Origin of the sequence: Clostridioides difficile ATCC 9689 = DSM 1296, from assembly GCF_001077535.1 — a bacterium.
Taxonomy (GTDB): domain Bacteria; phylum Bacillota; class Clostridia; order Peptostreptococcales; family Peptostreptococcaceae; genus Clostridioides; species Clostridioides difficile.
Window position 1 is genome coordinate 1,466,635 of the sequence record NZ_CP011968.1, and the last position, 25,361, is coordinate 1,491,995.

The window sequence follows — 25,361 nt, forward strand, 5'->3', positions numbered from 1 at the left end:
AGTTCTTTACAATAAAAGAATGATAATATGAAACTGAATATTTAAACTTTAATATAAAAAGCTGTCTTTTCTAATAAATATTGTGAAAAGACAGCTTTTTTATATGTGACCTTATGATTAATCGTTGTATTTTACAAGGTTTCCGTACTTAGCATTAAGAGCATTTATCTTATTTCCATAAACTTCATTTTGTTTTTGATATAATAAACTTTTTTCAACTTCAGCCTTAACTTCATCAAATGTAGACTCTGTACTTTCTTGAAGGTCTTCTAATTTTATTATATGGTATCCAAATTGAGTTTTAACTGGTTCACTTACTTCACCTTTAGCCATAGAGAACACAGCTTCTTCAAATTCAGGAACCATTTGTCCTCTACCGAATGTTCCTAAATCACCACCCATATCTTTAGATGGGCAAGAAGAATGTTTAAGAGCTGCATCTTCAAAAGATATTTCTTCTGATTTTATTTGAGCAAGTATTTCTTTAGCTTTTTCATCACTATCTACTAATATATGTTTAGCAGTTGCACTTTCTGGTTTAGAGAAAGAGCTCTTATTAGCTTCAAAGAATTTTACTTTTTCATCTTCTGTTACATTAACACTAGATAAAACTTTATTTATGGCAAATTGCTTTAATACATTTTCTTCTATCTTTTTCATTTCTAATTTAAATATTTCTTCTTCATCTAATTTTTCTTCTTTAGCATCTAAGAAGAATAATTCTTGATTCACTAAATCATTTAATAAGTGTTTTTTTCCTTCTTCAGTTTTAAATTGCATAGCTTGATAAGGGTCTAATGATTTTAATGCATTTTCAATATCAATATTAGTTATCTCTTTTTCTCCAACTGTTGCTAAAACTTTTTTTTCCATAATAGTTAACTCCTTCATAGTGTATTTCATTATTAATATAAGACTACCATCTTAAATAATATCAGAAAATAATGTAGATGTCTAATATTTAAAGCCATATTAAGTCAAATAGAATTAAATTTAGTAGAACAAAGTTATTACAATTAATAAAAGTGAGCTCATAATACCCACTACACCTTCGTCATCTTTAAATTTAAGAGTTTTTACTATTGAATAATAAAGGTATATTCCAGTAAAAATAATCTTTAAATACAAGAAAAATAAACTCTTTGGGTATATTAAAAAGCTAAAAAGTGTAAATATAAAAGCAAGTAGAGTACTTATCCTGTAAAAGAAATCTATTTGTGTAATGTCTTTATATTTTATCATAAACACCGAATATAAAATGATGAAAACAATTGCGACGATTGCATATATGGTAAATAACATATTTTCAAGAGTACCATTTGAAATTACTATCCACTTATACCACATAATTGGCCAAAATAATAGTGCTAAGAACTTAAAATAATTATCAAACAACTTTTCTTTATACATTCATCAAACAACCTTTCTTAACAAAAGCATATATTTGTTTTTAGAATTTTAAATAATATGATATCATTATTATATATTAATATTGAATTTATAGAAACCAAAATTTGTTAAAATAAATATATAGATTTTACTGTTAAGCCAGTTAAAATTACTACTATTTTTATTATGAAATTGGATCAAATATGTAGAAATACGGCAAATTAGTTAATATTAAATATTTATTATTTCCAAGTTGTAAAGACTGTTTTTTTAATGATAAAAATTCTAATCTTTTTTGAAAGAAAGTAATATCCACATTAAGTATGTCTGCCATTTCATAAACGCAAGTGATGCCAGAGTTAATTATGTTTATTATATCTTCTTCAGTAATTAAGAACTCACAAGCCCATTTTAAGGCTTTATTTTCGCACTTATCTATAATAATTTTTGTATAATAATCGTTATAAGAGGATACATAGTATCCAAGGCTAGTGAAATGATGTCCAAGTTCTTCAGCTAAGATGGATGTCAATTTTTTTGAGTTTTGTTTTAAATTACTGAGTAATGATATAATTTTAATACCATGTTTGTTTATATATAGTCCTTCTAAATCACCTGCAATATAAGTGGTATAATGAATTATTATCTCTTCTTGAGAAGCTAATTCAAAAAGCTTATCCAAATTATTCATAAAAATCCCCCTAAAATAGAATGTATGTTTGCCTTTAAATTATATTAAAAGAGCAGAAAAATAGACTGCTCATCATATGGTTTATTTTTTTTTATATTTATTTAGTAAAAATTCTATATAATCATTAAGTTGTTCTTGTGCTTCTTCAGGTAACTCTTCATGTGGATTTTTTCTATGTGCAGCTACTGTATCAATATTTTCCTTAACTAAGGTTCTTCCAAGAAGGTAATCAACTGATACATTAAATACATCAGCCAATTTATTTAAAATGTGTTCATCAGGAAATCTGTTTTCTGTTTCATAGTAGCCTAAGACTCTTTGGGAAACGCCTACTTTTTCTCCAAGTTCTCTTTGAGTCAATCCAAATTCCTTTCTAAGTTCTCTTAATCTTTTGGCAAACATTATAACACCACCTTATGTATAGATTATAACAAATTGTTCTAAAAAATAAAACTAATAAAATATAAAAGAATATTTTTTTCTAAAATCTATTGATAAAGAACAAATAATTCTATATAATCTAAGTGAAGAAGAACAAAATATTCTTAATAGTAATGGAGGTATAAAACAATGTTTAAAAATAACTTGAAATATTATAGAAAATGCAAAGGTATGACACAAATTCAACTTGCCAGAAAGGCTGGAATTACAAATGATTATATATCTCAAATAGAAAGAGGCATAAAAAATCCTGGACTTCTTATGGCTAAGAAGATTTCCAGTATTTTAGAACAAAATATAGAAGAAGTTTTTTTTATACAGTTATAGAACAATATGTTCTTGAAAGCTATGAGATTAGTAAAAAACTGTGCACTAAAGAGATTATTGTAAATTTGAGGCTAATAATAAGTATATAAAAAAGGGGAAGTACTATGGAAAACAAAAAAGATATATTATTTAAAGAAACAGATAAAAGATTACATAATTATAAGTATTTGGATATAAAGATAAAGAATATTAACTTGGACATAAAAAGATGTGAGAATGAATACTCTGGATGTGGAGCAATGGTATATACAGAAAAGACTAGTAACACATATAACATAAGCTCTTCTGTGGAAAATGAGGTGTTAAAAAGAGAGGAAAGATTAAGAAAATTAAAAATGGAAAAAGAAGATATAGAAATAGAAAAAGAGAAGATAGAAAATGCTCTAACGTGTCTAAATGATATAGAAATGGAATTTTTTAATCTTTTTTATAATAGTAAGACAAAAAACAATATGACATATATTTCTATGAAACTACACTTAGATAGAACATCTTGCTACAATTTAAAGAAAAAGATGATATTTAAATTGAGTGAGATATTATAAAAAATAGGACAATTTTACAACACTTTATATACACCATTGCAACAATAGGCAATAAAATATGTGAGATAATGTTATTGTGAAAGAAATCCATATTGAAGGAGGTGATAGATTGAAAAGAATAATATTACCTAAAAATATAGAAGATACTTGACAGGAATAAATGAGATATATATTTAAAAATGACTTATATCATTTATAGTAAGATTATCAGATTAAGCAAGAATATTTAGTGATAGTGTGGTGATTATTTGCTTAAATACAAGGAAATATTAGAAACAATTATTGAGATTCTCAAAAAAAACTTTACTGAAAGTATTTTTATTGATGATGAAAGTGTGCAAGGCTCTGAAGGGTCTTGTTTTTTTGTAAGTATACTATCAGTTATTTGTACACCTGTAATGTTAAATACGAATAACAAAGATATTGTTATCTCTATAAAATACTTACCAAAACCACAGTCAAAGAGTATTAGAATGTATGAAGTTTCAGATGAATTAAATAAGCTATTTAACAGAAATATAAAGGTAACAGACAGAAAATTAAATATAACAAAGCTAGAACAAAGTATTAAAAAAGAAGAGTCAATTTATGTATTGAACTTTACACTTACACTAAACTATCTGGATAGTGTATATGAAGAAGATGTAGTATATGAAAATATGGAAGAAATCAATTTAAATTTAGGAGAGTGATAGTATGGCTATAGGATTACCAAGTATCAACATATCATTTAAGGAGCTAGCTACAACTGTTAAAGAACGTTCAGCTAGAGGAATAATTGCAATGGTGCTTAAAGATGCTAAGGCACTAGGTCTTAATGAAATACATGAAAAAGAGGATATACCAGTTGATTTATCTGCTGAAAATAAAGAATATATAAATTTAGCCTTGATGGGAAATGTTAACACTCCAAATAAATTATTAGTTTATGTAATAGAAGGAGAAGCAGATATTCAAACTGCATTAGATTTTTTAGAGACTAAGGAATTTAATTATCTATGTATGCCAAAAGCAGTAGAAGCTGATAAGACTGCTATAAAAAATTGGATAATTAAACTTAGAGATATAGATAAGGTTAAGGTTAAAGCTGTATTAGGAAAAGTTGTAGGAAATCATGAAGGGATAATTAATTTTACTACAGAAGATGTGTTAGTTGGAGAAAAGAAATACAGTGTTGATGAGTTTACAAGTAGGGTGGCTGGACTTATAGCAGGTACACCTTTAAGTCAATCAGTAACTTATACTAAACTTAGTGATGTAGTCGATATACCTAAGATGACGAAAGTTGATGCAGAATCAAAGGTTAATAAAGGAGAGCTTATACTTATTAAAGAAGCAGGAGCTATAAGAATTGCTAGAGGAGTAAATTCTTTAACTGAATTAACAGCAGAAAAAGGAGAAATGTTCCAGAAAATAAAAATAGTTGACACTTTAGATATTATAAATAATGACATTAAGAAAGTAATAATAGATGACTATATAGGTAGAGTTCCTAATAGTTATGATAATAAATGCATACTAATAGTGGCAATAAAGGAATACTTAGAAGAATTAGAAAAGGAAGAATTAATAGAAGTTGGTTCACTTGTAGATATAGACATAGAAGCCCAAAAACAGTATTTGAAATCTAAAAATATAGATATATCTAATATGAAAGAACAAGAAATAAGAGAAGCAAATACAGGTTCAAAAGTATTCTTAAAAGCAAAAATAAAGATGTTAGATGCTATGGAAGATATAGATTTATCAATAGAGATATAGGAGGATTATTAATATGGCAAATATGGAAGCTAGAAATGTAATGAGTGGTACTTGGGGAGAACTTTGGCTTGATGGAGATAAAGTAGCAGAAGTAAAGAAGTTTCAAGCAAAGATGGAATTTACAAAAGAGGATATTATAATAGCAGGTCAAATGGGTACTGATACAAAGTATATGGGATATAAAGGAAAAGGTTCAATAACTCTATACCATGTTAGTTCAAGAATGCACAAGTTAATTGGAGAAAAGATAAAGAGAGGTTCTGAACCTAGATTTGTTGCTATATCTAAATTAAATGACCCAGATTCTTATGGAGCAGAAAGAATAGCAGTAAAAAATATAGCATTTGATGATTTAACTTTAGCTGATTGGGAGGTTGGAGTAAAGGGAGAGATAGAAGCTCCTTTCACATTTACTGAGTATGATTTTCTTGACATAATTTAGTTTTATATTTGGTTTTATACTGATATTTAGTAGATATATACTTAATAAATTCAGGTAGTTAATAAGTAAAAAAGTTAGTTGATTGAATTTGATTGATAAAGGAGCAAATAATAATGAATGAAAATGGATTATCAAAAAATATAAACATAGTAGATTTACTTTTAAATGCAGATACAGAAAACTTAGAAAGACCAAGTACTATAGTTGAACTTAAGAGATTATCAACTATATTTGGGCAGGAATTTAAAGTAATGTGTAGAGCTTTAACAATAAGTAAAGATGAAGAGATACAAAATACTTGTCTTAAAATTGATGAAAATATGAAAACGGATATAGACTTACCAGAGATGCAGATGCTTACAATTATAGAAGGTGTTTGTGATTTGGATGGAAAGCTTTTATTTAAAAATAAGGAGCTAATGGATAAATTTAAGGCTCCAACACCAAAAGAATTGGCAAGAAAACTATTATTACCAGGTGAAATTACTAACTTATATAGAATCCTTCAAGATGTGATGGGTTATGGTAAAAATGCAGTAATAGAAGAGGTAAAAAACTAATAGGGACGGATACCAAGACTACGATAATGTACTATTATTGGAAGAAAAAAGGTATAAGACCGTCCCTTTTTTATACAATGGATAAAGGCGAATTAAAGCTTATTGAAGCTTTTTTCGCCTTAGAAATTGAAGAAGAAGTTGAAAAAATGAAGCATGGATATGGAGTTTGTCCTTTGACAGGAGGTGGTATATAGTGGGAAATGTAAGAGAAGAAGGTATAAATATGTATATTACAGATAATTACACTCCAAAGATGAATCAAATTATATCAGTAACGGAAGCCCTTAAAAGAGTTACTGTATCTGTTTCTCCTTCAGTAAATACAATGGCTAATAGTATTAAGAGTTCTATGGCTAGTGCAAGTAGTAGTATAAATAGTATAAATTCTTCAATAAAAAAAATGACTAGTAGTATAAAAAGTTTAAGTAATTCTATAGAAAAAATGAATGGAAGTATGAATAATTCAGGTTCATCAAATAAAGATTTTAGTGAAGGCTTAGAAACTCTTGGAAGAAGTGCAGAAAATGCTAGAAGTAAGTTAGTTAGATTATCACAAGTAGCAAATAGTAAAAAAGGAAGAGATACACATAAAAATGTAAAAGCAAAAAATAATGAATCTAAAAATAATAAAAGCGATAAACCTGAAAAAATAAAAACTGTACAAGATATTGTTAAGCGAGTTAAAACTCAGACAGTAGATACTTCTAAAAAAATAGTTACTGGTAAATTACCTGAACTTAAAAATAAAGTTTTTAATAGCAATTTAGTAATGGGTGTTAAAGGAAATAATATTGTTCAAAACACTTTAAATATATTAAATAAAATTAAAAATAGTAAATGGATTAGTTCTATTTCAGTTAAAGATTTAGCTAAAAATGTTTTAATAGGAACACTATCAAAATTAAAACAATTTGCTGGAAGAATGTGGACTGGAGCTATTTCAATAAAAGATAAAGCTAGTAGTATACTAGGAGGAATAAAAGATAAAATATCTGATATTACTAATGGATTTTCAATAGGAGGAGCTGTAAAAAAAGGTGTAGATTTAGTAGGAAAAGGTCAAAATCAAAAAGCTGTTTTAACTAATGTTGTTCAAAGAACTACAGGAGTTAAGGATAAGATTGAAGCTAAATCTGAAGCTAATAATTATTATAATGATGTAATAAAAGATATAGCACTAAAAAGCCCTTTTGATCCTAGTGAAGTTATTTCAATGAGTACTAAGGCAATGACGATTAGTGGAGGTAAGATTGATAAATCGAAAGATATAACTCAGGCTATGGTAAATGTCAGAGCTTTAAATATGGAAACTAGTAGTGATCAAGATGTATCAGCAGCTTTTGTAAGTGCATCAAAAGGTAATATGGATGCTCTTAATACTTTAGTTGGAGAAAATTATAAAACACTTGATGATGCACTTGAGGGGATAAAAGAGAAGCAAAATGGATTAGCTAATGAAATGGCTGGTACCATTCCAGGCTTATTATCTAGTGCATCCACGTATATTGATATGGGGTTAAACAGTATGATTGAACCTTTTGACAGCATATTAGAAGGTGGATTAAAAAAAATAAATTCATTTTTGGAAAAAGTGCCAAGCGGAATAGGTGGTTTTTCTCAAAAAGTTGCAGATGTAATGAATGGGAAAAAAATTGCTGAAAATAAACAAAATCCAATTGAAACTCAGGTAGCTACAGCATTAGGACATGTACCACAATCAATAGGTAATACAAGTCAGATGCTTGTTCAAAATATTGATTTTACTGCATTAACAAATTCATTACTTCCTGTAGTAAATCTAGTTAATGTATTATTAGATAGTATAAATAACAAATCACCAGTAGCACAAGGTATAATAAGTATATTTGGGACTGTAGTAACAACAGTTTTTCAACTGATTGGACCTGTTGTAGAAGCTGTTAGTCCAATTATTATGAGAATTTTTACCTTTTTGGGAGAATACGCACCTCAAATAAACAATTTTATAGAGACACTGGGTGTTATTTGGAAAACTGTATGGGAGACCTTAGGACCTCTGTTGGAAACTGGATGGAAAATTATAGAGCCAATATTGGGAGCTTTTTTTAACATATTAGATAAAGTATGTAAAATAGTTAAAGATATATGCAAATGGTGGCAAACTATGATTAATAAGATAAAAAATGGAAGCATCACAGGAACAGTTTTAAATCTAGTGGAAAAGAGTAAAAAAAATTACAAAGATAATCCATATGCTGGAACAAAGGCTGGTGATTCTGGTAAAGCTTATTCAAGTAAGAAAGGTAATAATGCATTTGGATTGAACTATGTTCCTTATAATGACTATCAAACCAGACTTCATGAAGGTGAAATGGTTTTAACTAAACAAGAAGCAAATCAATATAGAAGCAGAAAAAATGGTGGAAATATAAACATAGCTAAGTTAGCTGATACAATAGTGATTAGAGAAGAAGCTGATATAGAAAAGATAACATCAAAATTAGTTGCAAGTATCCAAGTGGCACAGTTAGGGGGTGTCTTATAATGGAAATGTGGCTTAGACAAGCTGAAGATAGATTTAGATTTCCAGTTATACCACCATCAATAAGTATAAATGGAAAATCAACTATAAATTCATCAAATATACTTAAAGTTGGAGAAATAGCAACTTTTGGAGGCGTAGCTCTTAAAAGTATTAATATATCTAGTTTTTTCCCAAATAAAGAATATTCTTTTTGTAATTATAAAGGATTTCCATCCCCTTATGATTGTGTAAATAAAATTCAAAGATGGATGAATGAAGGTTTAATATTGAGATTTACAGTTACAGAAACAAATATAAATATGGAAGTGATAATAGAAGGTTTTAGTTATGAAGAAAGAGATGGTACAAGAGATGTGTACTTTTCACTAGATTTAAGAGAATATAAGAGACTTCAAATACTAAGGGCAAACCCTAAAAAGTAGTACAATTTATAAAAAATTACTCAAAATCAGAGAAAAAGGTAGGTGATTTTTTATTATAAAGATTTGGGTACACATAAAAAACGGAAATATCTATGATATAAGTAATATAGTAGATTCAGTTTCTTGGTCTGGAGATTATAAGTCTCCTTCAAGAACATTAGAATTTTCTATAGTACAGTCAGCTTCTGATATTAATTTTCAACAAATTGATATTCCAATAGCAAGCACAGTTTGCTTTTATGTAGATGAAAAAGAACTTTTTAGAGGGATGATAATTAACAGATCTAAAGATTCAAGCAGTGTTAATATTAATTTTACAGCCAAGGATATGGGATTTTTACTTTTACAAAGTGAAGTGTCCTATAATTTTAAGGATAAGTTAGTAGAGGATATTGCAAAGCAAGTATTTGCAGATAACAAACTTGCAATTGGAAACATACCAAAGACTAATGTAAAATATACTAAAATGTTTATATCTGTAAACGGATATGATACTATAATGAGTGCTTACACAGAAGCAAGCAAAACTACAAAGAAAAAGTATATGATAGAGGCTAATCTTGATAAATTTAATATTATTGAGAAAGGAACTGTTACATTAAATATCATCTTTGAAGAAGGATTTAATCTTATCAATACGACTTTTTCTGAAAGTATGGAAAATGTAAAGAATAAAGTATTATTAGTTGACCAATATGGAAATAAAATTAGTGAGAAAGTTAATAATTCTTTATTTAAAGAAGTAAATGTGATAATGCAGAAAGTCATACAACAACAGGAAAATAGTACAACAGACATAGAAAACGAGTTTAAAGGAATTGAAAGAACGTGTTCTCTAAAAGGATATGGAGATACAAGTTGTATAACTGGTAGAGGTGTAAAGGTAAAAGATTCGTATACAAAATTGGTAGGATTATTCTATATAGATACAGATAAACATACATGGCAAAATGGAGATTATCAGATTGAATTAGAACTCAATTTTCAAAATATAATGGATGAAAAATCTGTAGGGCAAGATGAACAAAAAGAAGAAATTTCAGATTTAAGTGGTAATGGAGCATTAAATGGAAGAGAAGTAAAAGCAGAATTTACAGCATATTATCCATCAAATGATCCAATGGAAGGTGGCTTATATCAAAAGATGGATGGCAAAAAGCTTGTACCATCTAACAATACTTGTGCTGCTCCTGAAGTGCTTAAGTTTAAAACACAAATACAAGTAAAAGGCACTGGTACAAATATAGATGGAAAAACATATACAGTAACAGATAGGGGAGGAGCTATTAAGGTAGTTAATGGTATTTATAAAATAGATATATTAATGTCTAGTAAAAAAGAATGTTATAATTTTGGAAGAAGAAAAGGTACTATAATTATTGGAGATGGAACAGGATATACAAATTTCACAGGAAAGGTAAAAGAATTAATTAGCATAGCTAAGGGTAAAAAAGGATGTAAATATGTGTGGGGAGCAAGTGGACCAAATACTTTTGATTGCAGTGGGTTTACTCAGTGGTGTTATAAAAAAATAGGAATTAATATTCCTAGAGTATCCAGAGCACAAGGAAGTGTAGGAAAGCAAGTAGAAAAGAAAAGTTTGCAACCAGGAGATTTAGTTTTCTTTTCCTCAAAAGGACCTAAAGGAACTATAGATCATGTTGGTATATTAATTGGGAACAATGAATTTATACATTCTCCACATACTGGTGATGTGGTTAAAATATCTAGTCTAAAAGGAAGCTATTATTCTAAGAATTATGTAGGAGCAAGAAGATTTTTATAAGAGAGGTGGTATAGTGGCTAATTCAATAAATGAATTTATAGGAATAATAAGGAAGGAAGGGAAATATTATAATAAGCCTTCCTTTTTTGTTGGAAAAATAATAAATAAATTGCCAGATTTAAAAGTATCAATGAATAATATAGTTTTAGATAAAGACAATTTACTTATAGATAATTGGTTGTTTGATAGAGCAACAAAAAGCTTTATAATAACACAGTCTAATAACCATACTCATGAATTAAATGAATCTCTCACTAATCAACTAGATAAAGGTGACACAGTTATTATGTTTAAAGTAGGAGAAAAATTTGCAATAATAAGTAAGTTGGTGAGTTTATAATGTCTAACACAATATTTCCTTTTATAGGTGTTCCAGAGGACTATGAAATTCCTAAAAAAGAGGAATTAGGGTTATTTCGTGAAGTAGCATGGAACTTTGAAAAAGATGAACCAATAGTAGAAAATGGAGATTTTAAGATTATTGAAAAAAATGAAGCTATAAAAGTTTGGGTATATAAGTGTATAAAAACAAATAAAAATGAACATGAGATTTACTCAAATGATTATGGAACAGAGTTGACTGATTTAATAGGTCAAAAATATAGTAAAGGTCTTACAGAAAGTGAAGCATCTCGATATATAAAAGAAGCTTTGCTTATGAATCCATATATTTTACAAGTAGATGTAGTAAATACTAATTTTAAAAAAGATATATTAGGTGCATATATAAAAATATCCACTATCTATGGGGAGGTGGAAATAAATGTATAGTAATCAAACTTATGAAACAATAAAAAATAGAACCCTTAAAAATATAAATTTAGATGTGTATAAAGGAGAAGGTTCTTTTCTAAATGATATGGTTTCTGGAAATACCTTTGAACTTTCAAAAATGTATGTTGAACTTTCTAACATATATAAAATGGCTTTTATTGAAGACACTTATAATCAATTATTAGATAAGAGAGTGAATGAATTTGGTGTATATAGAAAATTGGGTACTGAGGCTACTGGAGAAGTAGAATTTATAGGTGAAAATGGTGTTGAAATATCAAATGGAACAATTATATCCTATAAAGATTTATCATTTGTGGTAATAAAGGATATTGTCATTGGTGGTGAAGAAGGAAATATAAGTCCAGTCGAAGCACTAGAAATTGGAACTAGATATAATTTACCATCTGATTGTGAATTTAAGGTAAATGATAATATATTTGGAATTGAAAAGATAACAAATATAAATAAATTTTCAGGTGGTACAGAAATTGAAACTGATGAAGAACTGAGAGAAAGGTTTTTTAGAGTACAAAAAAATCAAGCAACAAGTGGGAATAAAGCACATTATGAAGAATGGGCTTTAGAAGTTGATGGTGTATATAATGCAAAAGTATATCCAAGATGGAATGGAGCAGGGACAGTTAAGGTTTTATTGTTTGGACAAAATAATCAAGCGGTTGAAGAAGAAATAATAACTAAGTGTAGAGAACATATTGAGGAAGAAATGCCAATAGGAGCTACACTAACAGTAACTACTCCAATCCCACTAAATATAACTATAAGTGCATCTATGGAGCTAGAAAGTGGATATACCTTAGATATGGTAAAAAATAGTTTTATAGAAAATATAAATCAATATTTTAGAAGTATAACAGGAGAAATTGTATACACGAAAATCATGGGGATTCTAATAAGTACTTCTGGAGTCCATGATTTAAGCAATTTACTTGTCAATAACTCAACAGACAATATAACTATTGAAGATGATAAAATACCTAGTGTTACAACTTTAGATTTTAGTGAGGTGGAGGTTTAATGAAATTAATTGATAAACTACCATCATTTTATAAAAATTATATGGTTGAAGCAATACAAGATTCTTATGATAGTGAATTATCTTCATTAAAAGAAAATATAGATGATACTATAAATCAAATGTTTGTCAATACATCCACATGGGGTCTTGATATGTGGGAAAGTATATTGTGTATTCAAAATAATGAAGATTTAAATTATGAGACTAGAAGAAGCAATATAAAGGCTAAAATGAGAAGTTTAGGAACAACTAAATTGAAGGTTATAAAAAACATTTGTGAAGCTTATACAAAGACTGATGTTGAAGTAACAGTACTCAGCAATGAATTTATATTTATATTAGAGTTTATAGTTAATAATTGTAGTTATAATTCTATTGTAGAGTTGGATAAAGTATTAGAAAATGTAAAGCCATGTCATCTGGAACATAAATTTAAAATGATTTTGTTAAATAAAAATGAACTATTTTGTGGAACTGCTATAAATACAGGAGAAACTGTTACTGTATATCCGTGGACACCATCAAATATAGAGATATTTGGAGAGATAACCATTTCTACAGGAAATGATAGAAGTATGGAAAAAGTAATCTTATATCCTAAACAGGAGGCGATATAAATTGGCAGAACAAAAATACTATACACTTTTAACTAAAGCAGGTAAAGCATCTATTGCAAATGCAACTGCTCTTGGTAAAAAAGTAGATTTAGTTAAACTACAACTTGGAGATGGTGGAGGAAGTGAGTATAGTCCTACAGAAGAACAAACATCTCTTAAAGAAGTTGTCTGGGAAGGCAATATAAGTAATGTAAAAATAGATGATGACAACTCTAACTGGATAGTTATAGAAACTGTAATACCAGGTAGTATTGGCGGTTTTATGATAAGAGAAGTTGGTATATTTGATTCAGAAAATAAGCTTATAGCTATATCTAAATATCCAGAAACTTATAAACCAACTGCTGATTCTGGAAGTGTAAAAGATTTAATTATAAGAATTATATTGGTAGTTTCTAATACTTCAAGTGTAAATTTAAAAGTTGACCCAACTGTCATCTTGGCAACTTTAAAAGATATACAAGAGTTAGATAAAAAAATAGATACAACTAAAATAACATTAACAAGTGGTATAGAAACTACTAAAATAGAGTTAAATACTAAAATAGATAATACTAAGACAGATGTCACTAGTAAAATAGGAGATACAACTCTACTCAATACAACTGATAAAACAAGTCTTGTAAATGCAGTCAATGAGGTAAAAGAAGGTCTTGATAGCATAGAAACAACAGCAGAGAAAACAAGTTATGATAATACAGTAAGTAAACTTGCTGCTACAAATGTTCAAGGAGCTATAGATGAGTTATGTACTAGTGTAAATACTGCTAGAATTAGTTTGATTAATGATATAAAAGATATGTTACCAATATAAAAATAAAAAATGGAATATTGTATAGACTGGAATTTTATAACTTAGAGATATTAATAAAAAAGTAATAAAAATAACATATAAAAATTAAAAAAGGAGTTGAGCTTAAACTTGATTGTGAAAAATCAATTTTAAGACAACTCTTTTTTTTTATTAAATTATTGTCTATTAACCAAAATAGCTATTTTAGCATCTGGATTATAACTTATTTGAACCATTTGATTTTTCTTAACATGTTCAAGGTCTTCACCACCATAAGCTATTTGTAACTTAACTGGTAACTTACCTTGTTTTATAATAGCAACGTACTCTTTTTTACCTTTTTTCTCTAAACTAATCAAATTGCCAACATAAGGTTTAAAGTTCTGATACTTTTTACTAGAATTTCTTATGTAGAAGAAAGCACCAACAGCAATAACTAAATTTATGCCAAGTGTAACCCAAGAATTGATTTTAAGCATAGCTCCAGCGATTATTATCACGAACATTAAAACGATAGGTAATATAGCTTTCTTAAGAAGCAATTTACCCATTATTTCATTAGCCTTTTTCTCAGGGCCACTCATAGTTTTTGATCTAGCAAATGATTGCGCGAATTTGTCTCTTAAGCCCATTTTATCCTCCTAATTTTAATAAATATTTAGTTATAATAACGAGATATTACTTGAAACTAAAAATTTACTACATTTATATTATGTTTGACTTTTGTATAAATAATTACATTCAAGTAAAGCAAAATATACTAATTATTTTATCATAAAATTATAAAAAAGAAAATAAATGAAATAAAAATATTAGAACAAAGAAATGATGTAAAATCGTATCAAAAGCAACATAAAAATTATTTATCTATTTTCTCATCTTTATTTTTGTTATACTCAATTTTTCCTAAATCCTTCTCTTTTTCATATTCATGAAGTTTTAATTCAATCATACCTTCTATTTTGGCTTTATCATAATCATTTAACTTTCTAAAGTTGTTTAAAAGTTTTATTTCATTAGAGTTTATGCTATTAAGTGGATAGTTTGAGGAGGAATCGCAAATTAAATCTGATTTATGTGATAGATTATCTCCATTTAATAGCCAGTCTACTGAAACATTAAATATCTCAGCTATAGATTTTAATATTTCATAATTTGGTTTTCTAATGTTTCTCTCAAATTTACTTAAGTTGTCACAGCCCAACATTTCTTCTAGTTCATATTGTTTAAGGTTTTTTGCTTTTCTCAAATAAACAATTCTTTCTCCTAAAGTATCCATAAACACTCTCCATTCAATTAATGTCAAAAAGACTTTTTAAGATGTAAATAGTTTCAAATTAAAGGTCAAAATGACATAAAAACCATTGACTTAAGGTCAAAATGACTTTATAATTAACTTAATGATACGAATTTACATCCTAATTTTAGCACAAAGTAATCAAAAAATCTTATTTAGTATTAAATAAATTTATATACTTAATATGTGTACATATTAAAAATATATACTAAATAGAGGGGGTGTGTAAGCTAAAATAATATAAAAGTAAATATAAATCACTTAGAAAGGAAGTTGATAAATGGATGCTCGAAAAAAATGGATACCTTTTTTGGGAGTGCAAGTCAAGCAAAGACTTATTGAATTAAATATGACTCAAAGGGAATTAGCGAAGAAAATAGGTGTTAATGAAAACTATTTGTCAGCTATTTTAAATGGAAGAAGAACAGGTAAAAAATATAAATCATCAATTTATCAATTACTTAATATAGAATATTCAGAAGATGATTAATAAATAGTATATAAAGTAGGTGAATATTCTTGTGTGTAAATTGGATTCAGATGGGGTTATAGAGTGTTGTAGAGCAATTGATGATTTTATTACAGCACTCAGTAATATAAAAAGCTTAAATATGGAAAGATTAAATACTTTAACTAAATATTCTAGTACATGTTCAATCCTTCTTAAAGAGGGGAATTATGAAGGATGTACAATTGTGTATAGAAAGATGTTGGAAGAATTAAAAACATGAGTAATGCATTTCTTAGGAATCTAAGTTATACATAGAGATGTATTATATTTTTCAAAGTACTTAAACTAAAATATGGATAAGATAATCTAAATATTATAAATGTGCTTGAAATTAGACTATACTTGTTTTTAAATAATCCAATATCCATATTTTAGTAATATACTACAAAAAAAGAAGGTTAATAGATGATGTAAAATCGTATCAAATTATGTATGTTTAAACCATTTTATCTTCATTATTATTAGAGGAATGCTTTTTTAAGTCTTTATATTCAGATATCTTAAGTTCAAGTATTCCTTCTATTTTTATTTTATCACGTTCGTTTAGTTGTCTGTATAGATTTAATATCATCATTTCATCATTAGTAACATGTAAGTAATCTTCTTTATCTTCTTTTACACTACTATTGACATTTACCTTCTCTTTACCATAGAGAAGCCAGTCAGTCGTAACATTAAAATAATCAGCTATTGACATTAGTATATCACAATTAGGTTTTCTATCTCCTGTTTCATACTTGCCTAAGTTTTCAAATTTTAAAATATCCATAAGTTTGCGCTGAGTAAGTTTTTTGGAGTTTCTCAAATAAGCAATTCTTTTTCCTAAAGTATCCACAAAATACACTCCTTTCTTTTTATGAGTAATGTCTAAATGACATTTAAAATTAAAAATATATAAATTTATAATATAAAACTACTAAATTAAAGTCTAAATGACATTTTGCTTAAATTAATATGCTCATAATATGATTTTAACATATTATAGTTGAAAATATATGGTTTATTTTGATTTGTATATATAACAATAGGTTTAATTGTTATAAAAATGTAAAGGGGTGTATGAATAGATTGTATAAATTTATTTCGATAAACTAAGATTGCTTTTTGATTGTCTGTAAAAGAGAAAAAGATTAAGAGAAAAATAGTATTATATTGTAATTTATATTAATCAATTACAAAAATTTTATGAATTTATTCTTTAGAATAAAATATTTAAGAATAAGATAAATTTACAATATAATACTATAACACTCTTTTATCTAGTTTTATTTTCTTTATAGAACAATAATATTATAAATGCTAGTAGATTTACACAGAATACTGTTATATACATCTGTTTAAATCCTGAGTTTAGAGTAGATTGTAGTGTATTTTCTATTTTTGTTCTATTATTTTCTATGGAATTTATATAATCCAATTTTGATTTATCAAAAGCCTTTGGTATTTCAGTTTTTACCTCTTGTGTCTTTGCTAAAACTGCTTGGAGTGATTTTTTTTGCTGTTGCATTGTATCAAGGCTTTTTTCCATGTCTTTCTTTTGGCTTATAGAATTATTTAACTTGCTTTGTAGCTCTTTCTTTTGAGATTCCATTGATCTTAGTTTTTTACTTAATTCGTTCTTTTGAGTTTTATTTTTTTGTAACTTTGTATTTAAGTCATCTCTTGTCTTTTTTAGTTGCTGTATTTGAGCATTTAAACTTTCTTTTTGTTCATTTACATTTGGTTTATTCTCGCTGGAATTGTTATTCTTATTTTCTGTAGAATCATTCTTAGTGTCATCTGATTCAGAATTACTGGTATTACTCTGGTTTTGTTCATTTGAGTTATTTTCGTTATCAGTAGGAGTTTTTTCTGTAGTAGGTATTTTATTATAAGCAGTTGTAAGTTCCTTGATGGCCTCATCTTGTTTTTCAAGACCTTGTTCCATACCTTTTATACCTTTGTCAACACCAGCAATACCTTTTTTTACACCATCTATTCCTTGATTAATACCAGCTCTAGCTTTTACCATATTGTCAATACCAGTTTGAACTCCTTTAATACCACTATTTAGTTTATTTTCACCATCTTCAATACCGTTTATTCCACTTTGTGTTCCATCTATTCCTTTTTGTACATTTTTCTGTATTTTAGTAATTATAGATGGAACTTTTTCATCAAACATTGTTGTTGATATTTCTTTTGTTATATTGGTAATGTTGGTTGTATCTGCTGACTGAACTTTATTAAGTAAGGATTTTGGAAGTTTGCCACCTGTCATGTCCATATTTATATTTGAAGTATCATTCATATTTGGGATAGAGACATTTTTTAAATTTTTTGCCATTTCAGGGTCTGATTTTAAGTCATCTATCATGTTTTCAAGTTCTTCAAGTTGAACTATTTTAGGAGTTGAGGGCTTTCCAACTAAGTCCATAATATTATCTTGCACAGATAATCCTGCATGTGCTATAAATCCAATCATTATAGCTGGAGAAATTGAAGTACCAATTGAGCGTATCAAGGATAATGTTGCAAGTGCTGAATTAGATTCTTCTAATCTTGTATTTGATAACATCATATAGTTTAGAGGAGTTCCCATAGTAAATCCCATTCCTAATCCCATAAATATTAAACTTACACATACACTAAATACAGTATTGGTTTTTAGAGCAATTAAAACTAGGTAAAGAGAACCTATCATAGATACAGAAAATCCTAGTAATAGTATTTTTTTTGCCCCAAATTTGTCAATAAGTCTTCCGCTTAAAGGAGCAGCAATACCTGCAAATAATCCCAATATAGCTACAAAATATCCCCCAGAACCAGCATTTATCTTTAATGCATTTTCAGCATACTGTGGAACGAATACCATACCCATCATTCCAATACCAACAATTAAAGATAAAATAAGTACTATCAATATTCTCGGATTTAAAAAATATTCAAAGCTTAAAATAGGGTCTTTAGCTCTATTTTCAATAAATATGAAAATAGGTATAAGTACAATAAATGTCAATAAGTATGGATAAACTGATATATCTTGTATAGAATTTTTAAAATTAAAAAAGTCTATATTCATAAGACCATATAATAGTGATACGATTATACATATCAACATCAATGTACCAAGCTTATCTATTTTTTCTTTAGATTCAGACTTATTGTTTTTAATACAGAAAACTCCACCAATAAGTATGATTAAACAAATTGGAAGATTTACAAAAAATAGCCACTTCCAATTTTGAGTTCCAAAGATACTTAGAATTGTGCTACCAATGCTTGAACCTAAAATATTGGCAATACCATATGTTGCCCCAACTAAACCTAAAGCCATGCCTCTTTTATTTTCTGGGAAGGTAGTTCCAAATTCTGCTGTAGCAATTGGCATGATTCCACCACCACCAATTGCTTGAATAACACGACCAATTAATAAAATATAGAAATTGGAAAATAGTGATGATAATCCACATATTAATGAACCACTACCAAATAGAAATATACTAACTAGATACACATATTTTCTTCCTATTTTATCTGCTAATTTTCCAGAGATAGGAATTACAGAAGCGTATGTTAATGTGTATATGGTAATCATCCAAATTCCCGTTTTTTCATTTACTCCAAGGCTATTTTGTATAATCGTTCTTGCTGGTGATACTATTCCAGTATCAATAGCTCCCATAAATATACCTAATAGATAAAGTGTAAGTACTAAAAATATTTTTGGATTACTGTCCTTGTTCTTAATACTAGTATTATGATTCAAGGTAAACACCACCTTAATGTATTAATTTTTCAATATAGGGTTTTAAATCTTCAAATTCTATATGAAGATATGTTGAATATGAAAAAAACATTTTTATTATGATATTGCATACTAATTTGTCATTATTAAAAAAACTTTCTTTTTCTAAAGCTTCATATACTTTATTTGAAAGCTGTTCATGAAAGTCGTCTTTGTGTTTTTTCATTTCAAAAAATCTCTCTGTTTCAAAAGTGTTTAAAAAGTCATTGTATTGGATATTATGAACTTTGTTTATAAAATTTCTTATTTCAGTAAAAATAATGTTTAGTTTTTTTATGTAATCTTCAGTGTTTTTATTGGAGTATTCAATTCGCCTTATCAATAAATCCCATTCAGATTTTGTGATATATTCTATTATTTCTTGTTTTGAATTAAAGTAATTATACACTGTACCTGCACTTATACCACACCTTTGAGCTATTTTCCTTATGCTAATATACGAGTAATCTTCTTCTAAAATCATATCCCGAGACACTTTTAATATATCTTCTTTTACATTTTCTAAAATCTTTGGCATATTACCACCTCTTTTATTAAAATTATTATGAACACTGTTTATTATACTCCTTTAAAATTTATTAATCAATATGTAAGCTATAATGTATAATATTATTATATAGATATGATAGAAAATAAGTGTCTTCTTACTAAATATCTATTATATTAAATTTGTACTTAAGTATGATTATTTATTGAAATATGTGATATTAAATTTTTCTTTTTAATAAATTAAATATTATATGATAAGGAGAATATGGTGATGGAAAAGAAGTATGTAATGGCATTAGACCAAGGAACAACCAGTTCAAGAGCTATACTATTTAATAAAAAAGGCGAAATAGTGAAAATTGCACAAAAAGAGTTCAATCAAATTTATCCAAAAGCTGGATGGGTAGAGCATGATCCTATGGAAATATGGGGGTCACAAAGTGGGGTAATGAGAGAAGTTATAGAAACAGCAGGTATAAGACCAGAAGAAATTGCTTCAATAGGGATAACTAATCAAAGAGAGACTACGGTTGTTTGGAGTAGGTATACTGGTAAACCTATTTATAACGCAATAGTATGGCAGTGTAGGAGAACGTCAGAAATATGTGATGAACTTAAAAATAAAGGATTGGAAGAATCAATAAAAGAAAAAACAGGTCTTTTAATAGATGCATACTTTTCAGCAACAAAAGTAAAATGGATATTAGATAATGTAGAAGGAGCTAGGGAAAAAGCAGAACAAGGAGAGTTATTATTTGGAACTATAGATACATGGTTAATATGGAATTTAACTCGTGGAAAAGTACATGTAACAGATTACTCAAATGCATCTAGAACAATGATGTACAATATAAATGATTTAGAATGGGATGAGGATATATTACGAGAATTGGACATACCAATAAGCATGTTGCCATTAGTAAAACCTTCTAGCTATGTTTATGGTCATACAGATGAGCGCATGTTATCAGGAGCTAAAATACCTATTGCGGGATGTGCTGGAGACCAACAAGCAGCATTATTTGGTCAAAATTGTGTTGAAGAAGGTACTGCAAAAAATACTTATGGAACGGGTTGTTTCTTGCTTATGAATACAGGCAGTAACATAGTTAAATCTAAGCATGGGTTACTTACAACAATTGCTTGGGGAGTTGATGGAAAAGTAACATATGCATTAGAAGGAAGTATATTTATTGGAGGAGCATCTGTTCAATGGCTTAGAGATGAATTAAAGATAATTGAATCTGCAAAAGATAGTGAAATGTATGCAAATAGGGTAGAGGATACTAATGGTGTATATGTAGTGCCAGCATTTACAGGTCTTGGAGCTCCATATTGGGATATGTATGCTAGGGGTTCAATTTTAGGACTTACAAGAGGAGCAAAAAAAGAACATATAGTAAGAGCCACATTGGAATCAATTGCTTATCAGACAAAGGATGTTTTAGAAGCAATGCAAAACGATTCAAAATTAAAACTAAAATCATTAAAAGTTGATGGTGGAGCAAGTAATAATAATTTTTTAATGCAATTTCAATCAGATATATTAAATGTAGATATAGATAGACCCAAAATAGTAGAAACTACAGCTTTAGGAGCTGCTTATTTAGCAGGGTTGTCTGTTGGATTCTATATTGGAAGAAATGAAATTACTTCAAAGTGGTCAGTAGAAAAAGAGTTTAATCCAAATATGAGTGAAGAGAAGAGATGTAAATTATATAAAGGATGGAAAAAAGCTGTATCGAGAGCTTTAAGCTGGGAAAAAGAAGATGAATTGGATATTTAAAAATTAATCAAAGTTAAATTTATTTGAATTTAAAAAGAGCTTTATGTAAAATATGAAGCTCTTTTTTTGTTGTTAATCTTGCATTTTTATATAATCACACTAAATTATATAATTTATTTTTCGTTTTCATATAAAAACATTGGTATAGAATTGTAAATGTGTTGGTCACCAACTACTAAGAGAATGTCTCCTTCTAAAAATTCAATATATGGTCCAGGAGATATTATAAGTTCTTCACCTCTTTTAATTGCAACTATTGTAGCACCTGTATTTTGCCAAAATTTAGTTTGTGCAGCTGTTTGACCAATATATTTGCAATTAGAATTTATGGTGAACTGAACGGGCACTAAAGGATTGATTATTTCAAGTCTGTTAGAATAGTCTAAAATTTTATTTATAGTATCTAATATTTCATTTTCTAAATTAGATTTAGTATCTATTAAATTATAAAGTGTTGATTTATATGATGATATATTTGTAATATCTCTATATTTTTTTATAAAAGAAGAAGCTTTGTCTGGAGATAGTACAATAACACCTTTACCCTTTATGCTTTTAACAACGCCAATGTCCTCTAAAATTTTGACAGCTCTTCTTATCGTTTCTGGAGATACATTGTATTTACCAGCCAAAACAGAGCGTCCAAATAGTACTGAATCCTCTTGTATTTCACCCGTGTATATTTTATTTGCAATATCCAACGCTATTTTTTGGTATATTGGCATCGTATAGTTTTTATCCATTGTTTTTCCCCCAATACAAAATTTATGTTAAAAAAATATATAATCTTAACAATACTATTGTATAATTTATAGGTTTATATGTCTACAATATGTACAAATATTGTGCATGTTTTAAAATAATATTTTAACATGCATTTAGTATACATGATTTTATTATACTTAAAACTATATAAAGAATTAATTATAAAAATATAAAGATATTTTACTTACAAAGAATGATAATTATATAGATGAAAGAAACAAATGAATGAAGAAAAATGATTCTGTCTTGCATATAAAGTGATTAAAAATGAAAAATACTTTAAAAATGAAGGTTAAGGCCCTTATTTTAAGTGAAAATAATTAATTATTAACTAAAAAATGGTAAAAAGATTTTTTGAAAAAGAAATACAAATGAATGTTCAATTAAAATAATTGCAAAAATATTCCTTAAATGGTAAAATTATATTAATTAAATGCAATAGAATAGTTGCAAAAATAAAATTGAATACAAGTGATAAAATATTTCATGCAATATATAAAATAAACAAAATTTAAAAATTAAAACTACTTATTCTATCAAAATGTTAGCGAGGAGGGGTCATAAATTGTATAAAGTAGATTTAAATAGTGATTTAGGAGAAAGTTTTGGAACGTATAAGATTGGTTTAGATGAAGAAGTTTTAAAATATATTTCATCAGCCAATATAGCTTGTGGGTTTCATGCAGGTGACCCTAGTCATATGGAAAAAACAGTACAGCTAGCTAAAAAAAATGGAGTGAAAATAGGCGCACATCCAGGTTTCCTAGATTTAATAGGATTTGGAAGACGTGAGATGAAAATAACAAAGCAGGAAGCTAAAGATTATACAAAATATCAATTGGGTGCTTTAATGGCATTTGCAAGTTCAAATGGATGTAATATACAACATGTAAAACCACATGGAGCATTATACAATATGGCAGCTAAAGATAAAGAGTTAGCTATGGGGATTTGTGAAGCTATATATGAAGTCGATAAAGATATTATACTGTTGGGGCTATATAATAGTGAAATGATAAATTCTGCTAAAGAAATTGGACTTAGGTTTGCAAATGAAGTATTTGCAGATAGAGCTTATGATAATAATGGTTTTTTGGTTCCAAGAAGTGTAGAAGGAGCAGTTATACATGATACAAAACATGCAATAGATAGGGTTGTTAGGATGGTAAAAGAAGGAACTGTAGAAACTTTAACAGGTGAAGTTATACATATCAAAGCAGATTCTATATGTGTACATGGGGACAATCCAAAAGCAATAGAGTTTGTCAAAGAAATAAGAAAGCGTTTTGAATTAGAAAGTATAGAAGTTTGTCCATTAGAAAACATAGAAGTTTGTTCGTCAGAGAACATAGTATAAGACTGATAACATGAGGGGGAGATAAAATATGAGTACAAAAAATATTACAGATAAAACTAAAAATAAAAAAGATGTTGGAGCACTTATAGGGGCTGCATTTATAATGGCAACATCAGCAATTGGACCAGGGTTTTTAACTCAGACTGCACAATTTACCCAAGATTTTGGACCGAATTTTTCATTTGTAATTTTAATTACAACAATCCTTTTTATAGGGGCTCAAGTAAATGTATGGAGAGTAATTGGTGTATCAGGACTTAGAGGTCAGGATATAGCAAATAAAATAATACCAGGATTAGGTTATTTAGTAGCTTTTTTAGTAGCTCTTGGAGGATTAGCTTTTAATATAGGAAATGTTGGTGGAGCTGCACTTGGTATGAATGTAATGTTTAATATGAATATGACATTAGGAACTGTATTAAGTGGATTAATAGCCATATTTGTATTTATGTCAAAAAATTCAAATTCTCTAGTCGATAAGATAACTAAATTTTTAGCATTAGGAATGATAATTATAGTTGGATATGTAGCAATATCAAATCATCCTCCTGTTGGAGAGGCAGTATCAAGAATGGTAAAACCAGAAAATCCAAAAGGACTGATATTCCCAATAATAACTCTACTTGGAGGAAGTGTTGGAGGTTATATAACTTTTGCTGGAGGACATAGATTAATAGACGGTGGAATAACAGGAGAAGAAAATATAAAAGAAATAACTAAATCTTCTCTTTTGGGTATATTAGTTGCCACAATGATGAGAGTTCTTTTATTTTTAGCAATACTGGCAGTGGTTTCAAAAGGTCTTCAACTTGACCCAGAAAATCCAGCTGCTTCAGCTTTTAAATTTAGTGCAGGAGCAATAGGATATAAATTCTTTGGACTTGTATTATGGTCTGCTGCAATTACATCAGTTATAGGAGCTGCTTATACATCAGTTTCTTTCTTAAAGACACTAAATCCTTTTATAGATAAATATGAAAAATATTTTATAATAGCATTTATAGCAATATCAACACTTATAATGGCATTTATAGGAAAACCAGCTACTTTATTAATTTTAGCAGGAGCTTTAAATGGATTGATACTTCCAATCACATTAGGAATTATGCTTATAGCATCTAAAAGAAAAGATATTGTTGGAGATTACAAGCATCCTACATGGCTTTTAATATTTGGATTAATAGTAGTTTTAATATCTGCATATACAGGAATAACTTCTCTTAGCAGCCTAGGTGCTTTATTTGCTTAACTTAGAAGA

29 protein-coding genes are annotated in these 25,361 nt (G+C 27.9%); 20 read left to right on the plus strand and 9 right to left on the minus strand.

Going from position 1 to position 25,361, the window contains the following annotated elements; genetic code table 11:
* Window positions 1–117 precede the first annotated feature (117 nt).
* From CDIF1296T_RS07170 to CDIF1296T_RS07185, 3 genes are all read right to left on the minus strand, one after another.
* Complete coding sequence (locus tag CDIF1296T_RS07170) at window positions 118–873, minus strand: peptidylprolyl isomerase (protein ID WP_009889131.1); 756 nt, start codon at window positions 871–873, stop codon at window positions 118–120.
* A gap of 700 nt (window positions 874–1,573) precedes the next feature.
* Window positions 1,574–2,080: an ImmA/IrrE family metallo-endopeptidase gene (locus CDIF1296T_RS07180; RefSeq protein WP_003428186.1), complete on the minus strand. Its 507-nt coding sequence runs from the start codon at window positions 2,078–2,080 to the stop codon at window positions 1,574–1,576.
* A gap of 81 nt (window positions 2,081–2,161) precedes the next feature.
* Entirely contained in the window at window positions 2,162–2,482 is a 321-nt protein-coding gene (locus tag CDIF1296T_RS07185; protein WP_003428185.1) for an XRE family transcriptional regulator, read from the minus strand.
* 168 nt (window positions 2,483–2,650) lie between these two features.
* On the opposite strand from CDIF1296T_RS07185, the gene CDIF1296T_RS07190 reads away from it, so the two are divergent.
* The 15 genes from CDIF1296T_RS07190 (at window position 2,651) to CDIF1296T_RS07260 (ending at window position 14,132) form a co-directional block, all read left to right on the plus strand.
* Entirely contained in the window at window positions 2,651–2,848 is a 198-nt protein-coding gene (locus CDIF1296T_RS07190) for a helix-turn-helix transcriptional regulator (RefSeq protein ID WP_003419641.1), read from the plus strand.
* Between the two features lie 104 nt (window positions 2,849–2,952).
* Window positions 2,953–3,393 (plus strand): hypothetical protein, encoded by a 441-nt coding sequence (locus tag CDIF1296T_RS07195; protein ID WP_003428183.1) that lies wholly within the window; start codon window positions 2,953–2,955, stop codon window positions 3,391–3,393.
* Window positions 3,394–3,641: 248 nt separating this feature from the next.
* Window positions 3,642–4,085 carry a phage tail terminator family protein gene (locus CDIF1296T_RS07200; protein ID WP_009896258.1) on the plus strand — a complete coding sequence of 148 codons (444 nt, stop codon included), beginning with the start codon at window positions 3,642–3,644 and terminating at the stop codon, window positions 4,083–4,085.
* Between the two features lie 4 nt (window positions 4,086–4,089).
* Complete coding sequence (locus CDIF1296T_RS07205; RefSeq protein ID WP_009896260.1) at window positions 4,090–5,154, plus strand: phage tail sheath subtilisin-like domain-containing protein; 1,065 nt, start codon at window positions 4,090–4,092, stop codon at window positions 5,152–5,154.
* A gap of 13 nt (window positions 5,155–5,167) precedes the next feature.
* Window positions 5,168–5,596 carry a phage tail tube protein gene (locus CDIF1296T_RS07210; protein WP_009896262.1) on the plus strand — a complete coding sequence of 143 codons (429 nt, stop codon included), beginning with the start codon at window positions 5,168–5,170 and terminating at the stop codon, window positions 5,594–5,596.
* Between the two features lie 113 nt (window positions 5,597–5,709).
* Window positions 5,710–6,156 carry a phage tail assembly chaperone gene (locus CDIF1296T_RS07215; protein ID WP_009889139.1) on the plus strand — a complete coding sequence of 149 codons (447 nt, stop codon included), beginning with the start codon at window positions 5,710–5,712 and terminating at the stop codon, window positions 6,154–6,156.
* A 26-nt stretch (window positions 6,157–6,182) separates the two neighbouring features.
* Window positions 6,183–6,350: a hypothetical protein gene (locus tag CDIF1296T_RS07220; RefSeq protein ID WP_009896264.1), complete on the plus strand. Its 168-nt coding sequence runs from the start codon at window positions 6,183–6,185 to the stop codon at window positions 6,348–6,350.
* Window positions 6,350–8,680: a hypothetical protein gene (locus CDIF1296T_RS07225; protein WP_009896266.1), complete on the plus strand. Its 2,331-nt coding sequence runs from the start codon at window positions 6,350–6,352 to the stop codon at window positions 8,678–8,680. The genes CDIF1296T_RS07220 and CDIF1296T_RS07225 overlap by 1 nt, the downstream gene beginning before the upstream one ends.
* Window positions 8,680–9,102, plus strand: coding sequence for a hypothetical protein (locus tag CDIF1296T_RS07230; protein ID WP_009896267.1), 423 nt, complete (start codon window positions 8,680–8,682; stop codon window positions 9,100–9,102). The genes CDIF1296T_RS07225 and CDIF1296T_RS07230 overlap by 1 nt, the downstream gene beginning before the upstream one ends.
* Window positions 9,103–9,208: 106 nt before the next feature.
* Window positions 9,209–10,888 (plus strand): C40 family peptidase, encoded by a 1,680-nt coding sequence (locus CDIF1296T_RS07235; RefSeq protein ID WP_418658140.1) that lies wholly within the window; start codon window positions 9,209–9,211, stop codon window positions 10,886–10,888.
* A gap of 13 nt (window positions 10,889–10,901) precedes the next feature.
* A complete protein-coding gene (locus tag CDIF1296T_RS07240; RefSeq protein ID WP_009896271.1) occupies window positions 10,902–11,228 on the plus strand; it encodes a DUF2577 family protein in 327 nt (108 codons plus the stop codon).
* Window positions 11,228–11,659 (plus strand): DUF2634 domain-containing protein, encoded by a 432-nt coding sequence (locus tag CDIF1296T_RS07245; RefSeq protein WP_009896273.1) that lies wholly within the window; start codon window positions 11,228–11,230, stop codon window positions 11,657–11,659. Before CDIF1296T_RS07240 ends, CDIF1296T_RS07245 begins: the two co-directional genes overlap by 1 nt.
* Window positions 11,652–12,701, plus strand: coding sequence for a baseplate J/gp47 family protein (locus tag CDIF1296T_RS07250; RefSeq protein ID WP_009896275.1), 1,050 nt, complete (start codon window positions 11,652–11,654; stop codon window positions 12,699–12,701). Before CDIF1296T_RS07245 ends, CDIF1296T_RS07250 begins: the two co-directional genes overlap by 8 nt.
* Window positions 12,701–13,318, plus strand: a complete 618-nt coding sequence (locus tag CDIF1296T_RS07255; RefSeq protein ID WP_009896278.1) for a putative phage tail protein — start codon at window positions 12,701–12,703, stop codon at window positions 13,316–13,318. Before CDIF1296T_RS07250 ends, CDIF1296T_RS07255 begins: the two co-directional genes overlap by 1 nt.
* A gap of 1 nt (window position 13,319) precedes the next feature.
* Window positions 13,320–14,132 carry a phage tail protein gene (locus CDIF1296T_RS07260; RefSeq protein WP_009896280.1) on the plus strand — a complete coding sequence of 271 codons (813 nt, stop codon included), beginning with the start codon at window positions 13,320–13,322 and terminating at the stop codon, window positions 14,130–14,132.
* Between the two features lie 155 nt (window positions 14,133–14,287).
* Here CDIF1296T_RS07260 and CDIF1296T_RS07265 read toward each other — a convergent pair whose 3' ends face one another.
* Both CDIF1296T_RS07265 and CDIF1296T_RS07270 read right to left on the minus strand, forming a co-directional pair.
* Window positions 14,288–14,743 carry a hypothetical protein gene (locus CDIF1296T_RS07265; protein WP_003419674.1) on the minus strand — a complete coding sequence of 152 codons (456 nt, stop codon included), beginning with the start codon at window positions 14,741–14,743 and terminating at the stop codon, window positions 14,288–14,290.
* A gap of 227 nt (window positions 14,744–14,970) precedes the next feature.
* Complete coding sequence (locus CDIF1296T_RS07270) at window positions 14,971–15,390, minus strand: helix-turn-helix domain-containing protein (RefSeq protein WP_003438466.1); 420 nt, start codon at window positions 15,388–15,390, stop codon at window positions 14,971–14,973.
* Window positions 15,391–15,688: 298 nt separating this feature from the next.
* Between CDIF1296T_RS07270 and CDIF1296T_RS07275 the strand changes: the two genes are divergently transcribed.
* Window positions 15,689–15,898: a helix-turn-helix transcriptional regulator gene (locus CDIF1296T_RS07275; protein WP_003428146.1), complete on the plus strand. Its 210-nt coding sequence runs from the start codon at window positions 15,689–15,691 to the stop codon at window positions 15,896–15,898.
* Window positions 15,899–15,929: 31 nt separating this feature from the next.
* Entirely contained in the window at window positions 15,930–16,139 is a 210-nt protein-coding gene (locus CDIF1296T_RS07280; RefSeq protein ID WP_009889160.1) for a hypothetical protein, read from the plus strand.
* Between the two features lie 216 nt (window positions 16,140–16,355).
* Here the strand turns inward: CDIF1296T_RS07280 and CDIF1296T_RS07285 are convergent, their stop codons facing one another.
* The 3 genes from CDIF1296T_RS07285 to CDIF1296T_RS07295 all read right to left on the minus strand — a co-directional run bounded on the left by CDIF1296T_RS07285 (window position 16,356) and on the right by CDIF1296T_RS07295 (window position 20,223).
* Window positions 16,356–16,754: a helix-turn-helix domain-containing protein gene (locus tag CDIF1296T_RS07285; RefSeq protein ID WP_009889162.1), complete on the minus strand. Its 399-nt coding sequence runs from the start codon at window positions 16,752–16,754 to the stop codon at window positions 16,356–16,358.
* Between the two features lie 420 nt (window positions 16,755–17,174).
* On the minus strand, window positions 17,175–19,676 hold the full coding sequence (locus CDIF1296T_RS07290; protein ID WP_224213935.1) for an MFS transporter: 2,502 nt from the start codon (window positions 19,674–19,676) through the stop codon (window positions 17,175–17,177).
* A 4-nt stretch (window positions 19,677–19,680) separates the two neighbouring features.
* Window positions 19,681–20,223 (minus strand): TetR/AcrR family transcriptional regulator, encoded by a 543-nt coding sequence (locus CDIF1296T_RS07295; protein WP_009896285.1) that lies wholly within the window; start codon window positions 20,221–20,223, stop codon window positions 19,681–19,683.
* 243 nt (window positions 20,224–20,466) lie between these two features.
* On the opposite strand from CDIF1296T_RS07295, the gene glpK reads away from it, so the two are divergent.
* Entirely contained in the window at window positions 20,467–21,981 is a 1,515-nt protein-coding gene (glpK, locus tag CDIF1296T_RS07300) for a glycerol kinase GlpK (protein ID WP_009893012.1), read from the plus strand.
* Between the two features lie 113 nt (window positions 21,982–22,094).
* On the opposite strand, the gene CDIF1296T_RS07305 is transcribed toward glpK, so the two are convergent.
* Window positions 22,095–22,724, minus strand: coding sequence for a GntR family transcriptional regulator (locus CDIF1296T_RS07305; RefSeq protein WP_003438469.1), 630 nt, complete (start codon window positions 22,722–22,724; stop codon window positions 22,095–22,097).
* Window positions 22,725–23,311: 587 nt separating this feature from the next.
* Here CDIF1296T_RS07305 and CDIF1296T_RS07310 point away from each other — a divergent pair.
* Both CDIF1296T_RS07310 and CDIF1296T_RS07315 read left to right on the plus strand, forming a co-directional pair.
* On the plus strand, window positions 23,312–24,103 hold the full coding sequence (locus CDIF1296T_RS07310; protein WP_009896287.1) for a LamB/YcsF family protein: 792 nt from the start codon (window positions 23,312–23,314) through the stop codon (window positions 24,101–24,103).
* 28 nt (window positions 24,104–24,131) lie between these two features.
* Window positions 24,132–25,352 (plus strand): NRAMP family divalent metal transporter, encoded by a 1,221-nt coding sequence (locus CDIF1296T_RS07315; RefSeq protein WP_003419704.1) that lies wholly within the window; start codon window positions 24,132–24,134, stop codon window positions 25,350–25,352.
* Window positions 25,353–25,361: the final 9 nt, after the last annotated feature.

What these genes read in the sequence shown, in the direction of transcription:
- CDIF1296T_RS07170 (WP_009889131.1), bottom strand. Translation starts at nt 873, where the DNA reads ATGGAAAAAAAAGTTTTAGCAACAGTTGGAGAAAAAGAGATAACTAAT.
- CDIF1296T_RS07180 (WP_003428186.1), bottom strand. Translation starts at nt 2,080, where the DNA reads ATGAATAATTTGGATAAGCTTTTTGAATTAGCTTCTCAAGAAGAGATA.
- CDIF1296T_RS07185 (WP_003428185.1), bottom strand. Translation starts at nt 2,482, where the DNA reads ATGTTTGCCAAAAGATTAAGAGAACTTAGAAAGGAATTTGGATTGACT.
- CDIF1296T_RS07190 (WP_003419641.1), top strand. Translation starts at nt 2,651, where the DNA reads ATGTTTAAAAATAACTTGAAATATTATAGAAAATGCAAAGGTATGACA.
- CDIF1296T_RS07195 (WP_003428183.1), top strand. Translation starts at nt 2,953, where the DNA reads ATGGAAAACAAAAAAGATATATTATTTAAAGAAACAGATAAAAGATTA.
- CDIF1296T_RS07205 (WP_009896260.1), top strand. Translation starts at nt 4,090, where the DNA reads ATGGCTATAGGATTACCAAGTATCAACATATCATTTAAGGAGCTAGCT.
- CDIF1296T_RS07210 (WP_009896262.1), top strand. Translation starts at nt 5,168, where the DNA reads ATGGCAAATATGGAAGCTAGAAATGTAATGAGTGGTACTTGGGGAGAA.
- CDIF1296T_RS07215 (WP_009889139.1), top strand. Translation starts at nt 5,710, where the DNA reads ATGAATGAAAATGGATTATCAAAAAATATAAACATAGTAGATTTACTT.
- CDIF1296T_RS07220 (WP_009896264.1), top strand. Translation starts at nt 6,183, where the DNA reads ATGTACTATTATTGGAAGAAAAAAGGTATAAGACCGTCCCTTTTTTAT.
- CDIF1296T_RS07230 (WP_009896267.1), top strand. Translation starts at nt 8,680, where the DNA reads ATGGAAATGTGGCTTAGACAAGCTGAAGATAGATTTAGATTTCCAGTT.
- CDIF1296T_RS07245 (WP_009896273.1), top strand. Translation starts at nt 11,228, where the DNA reads ATGTCTAACACAATATTTCCTTTTATAGGTGTTCCAGAGGACTATGAA.
- CDIF1296T_RS07250 (WP_009896275.1), top strand. Translation starts at nt 11,652, where the DNA reads ATGTATAGTAATCAAACTTATGAAACAATAAAAAATAGAACCCTTAAA.
- CDIF1296T_RS07255 (WP_009896278.1), top strand. Translation starts at nt 12,701, where the DNA reads ATGAAATTAATTGATAAACTACCATCATTTTATAAAAATTATATGGTT.
- CDIF1296T_RS07265 (WP_003419674.1), bottom strand. Translation starts at nt 14,743, where the DNA reads ATGGGCTTAAGAGACAAATTCGCGCAATCATTTGCTAGATCAAAAACT.
- CDIF1296T_RS07270 (WP_003438466.1), bottom strand. Translation starts at nt 15,390, where the DNA reads ATGGATACTTTAGGAGAAAGAATTGTTTATTTGAGAAAAGCAAAAAAC.
- CDIF1296T_RS07275 (WP_003428146.1), top strand. Translation starts at nt 15,689, where the DNA reads ATGGATGCTCGAAAAAAATGGATACCTTTTTTGGGAGTGCAAGTCAAG.
- CDIF1296T_RS07295 (WP_009896285.1), bottom strand. Translation starts at nt 20,223, where the DNA reads ATGCCAAAGATTTTAGAAAATGTAAAAGAAGATATATTAAAAGTGTCT.
- glpK (WP_009893012.1), top strand. Translation starts at nt 20,467, where the DNA reads ATGGAAAAGAAGTATGTAATGGCATTAGACCAAGGAACAACCAGTTCA.
- CDIF1296T_RS07305 (WP_003438469.1), bottom strand. Translation starts at nt 22,724, where the DNA reads ATGGATAAAAACTATACGATGCCAATATACCAAAAAATAGCGTTGGAT.
- CDIF1296T_RS07315 (WP_003419704.1), top strand. Translation starts at nt 24,132, where the DNA reads ATGAGTACAAAAAATATTACAGATAAAACTAAAAATAAAAAAGATGTT.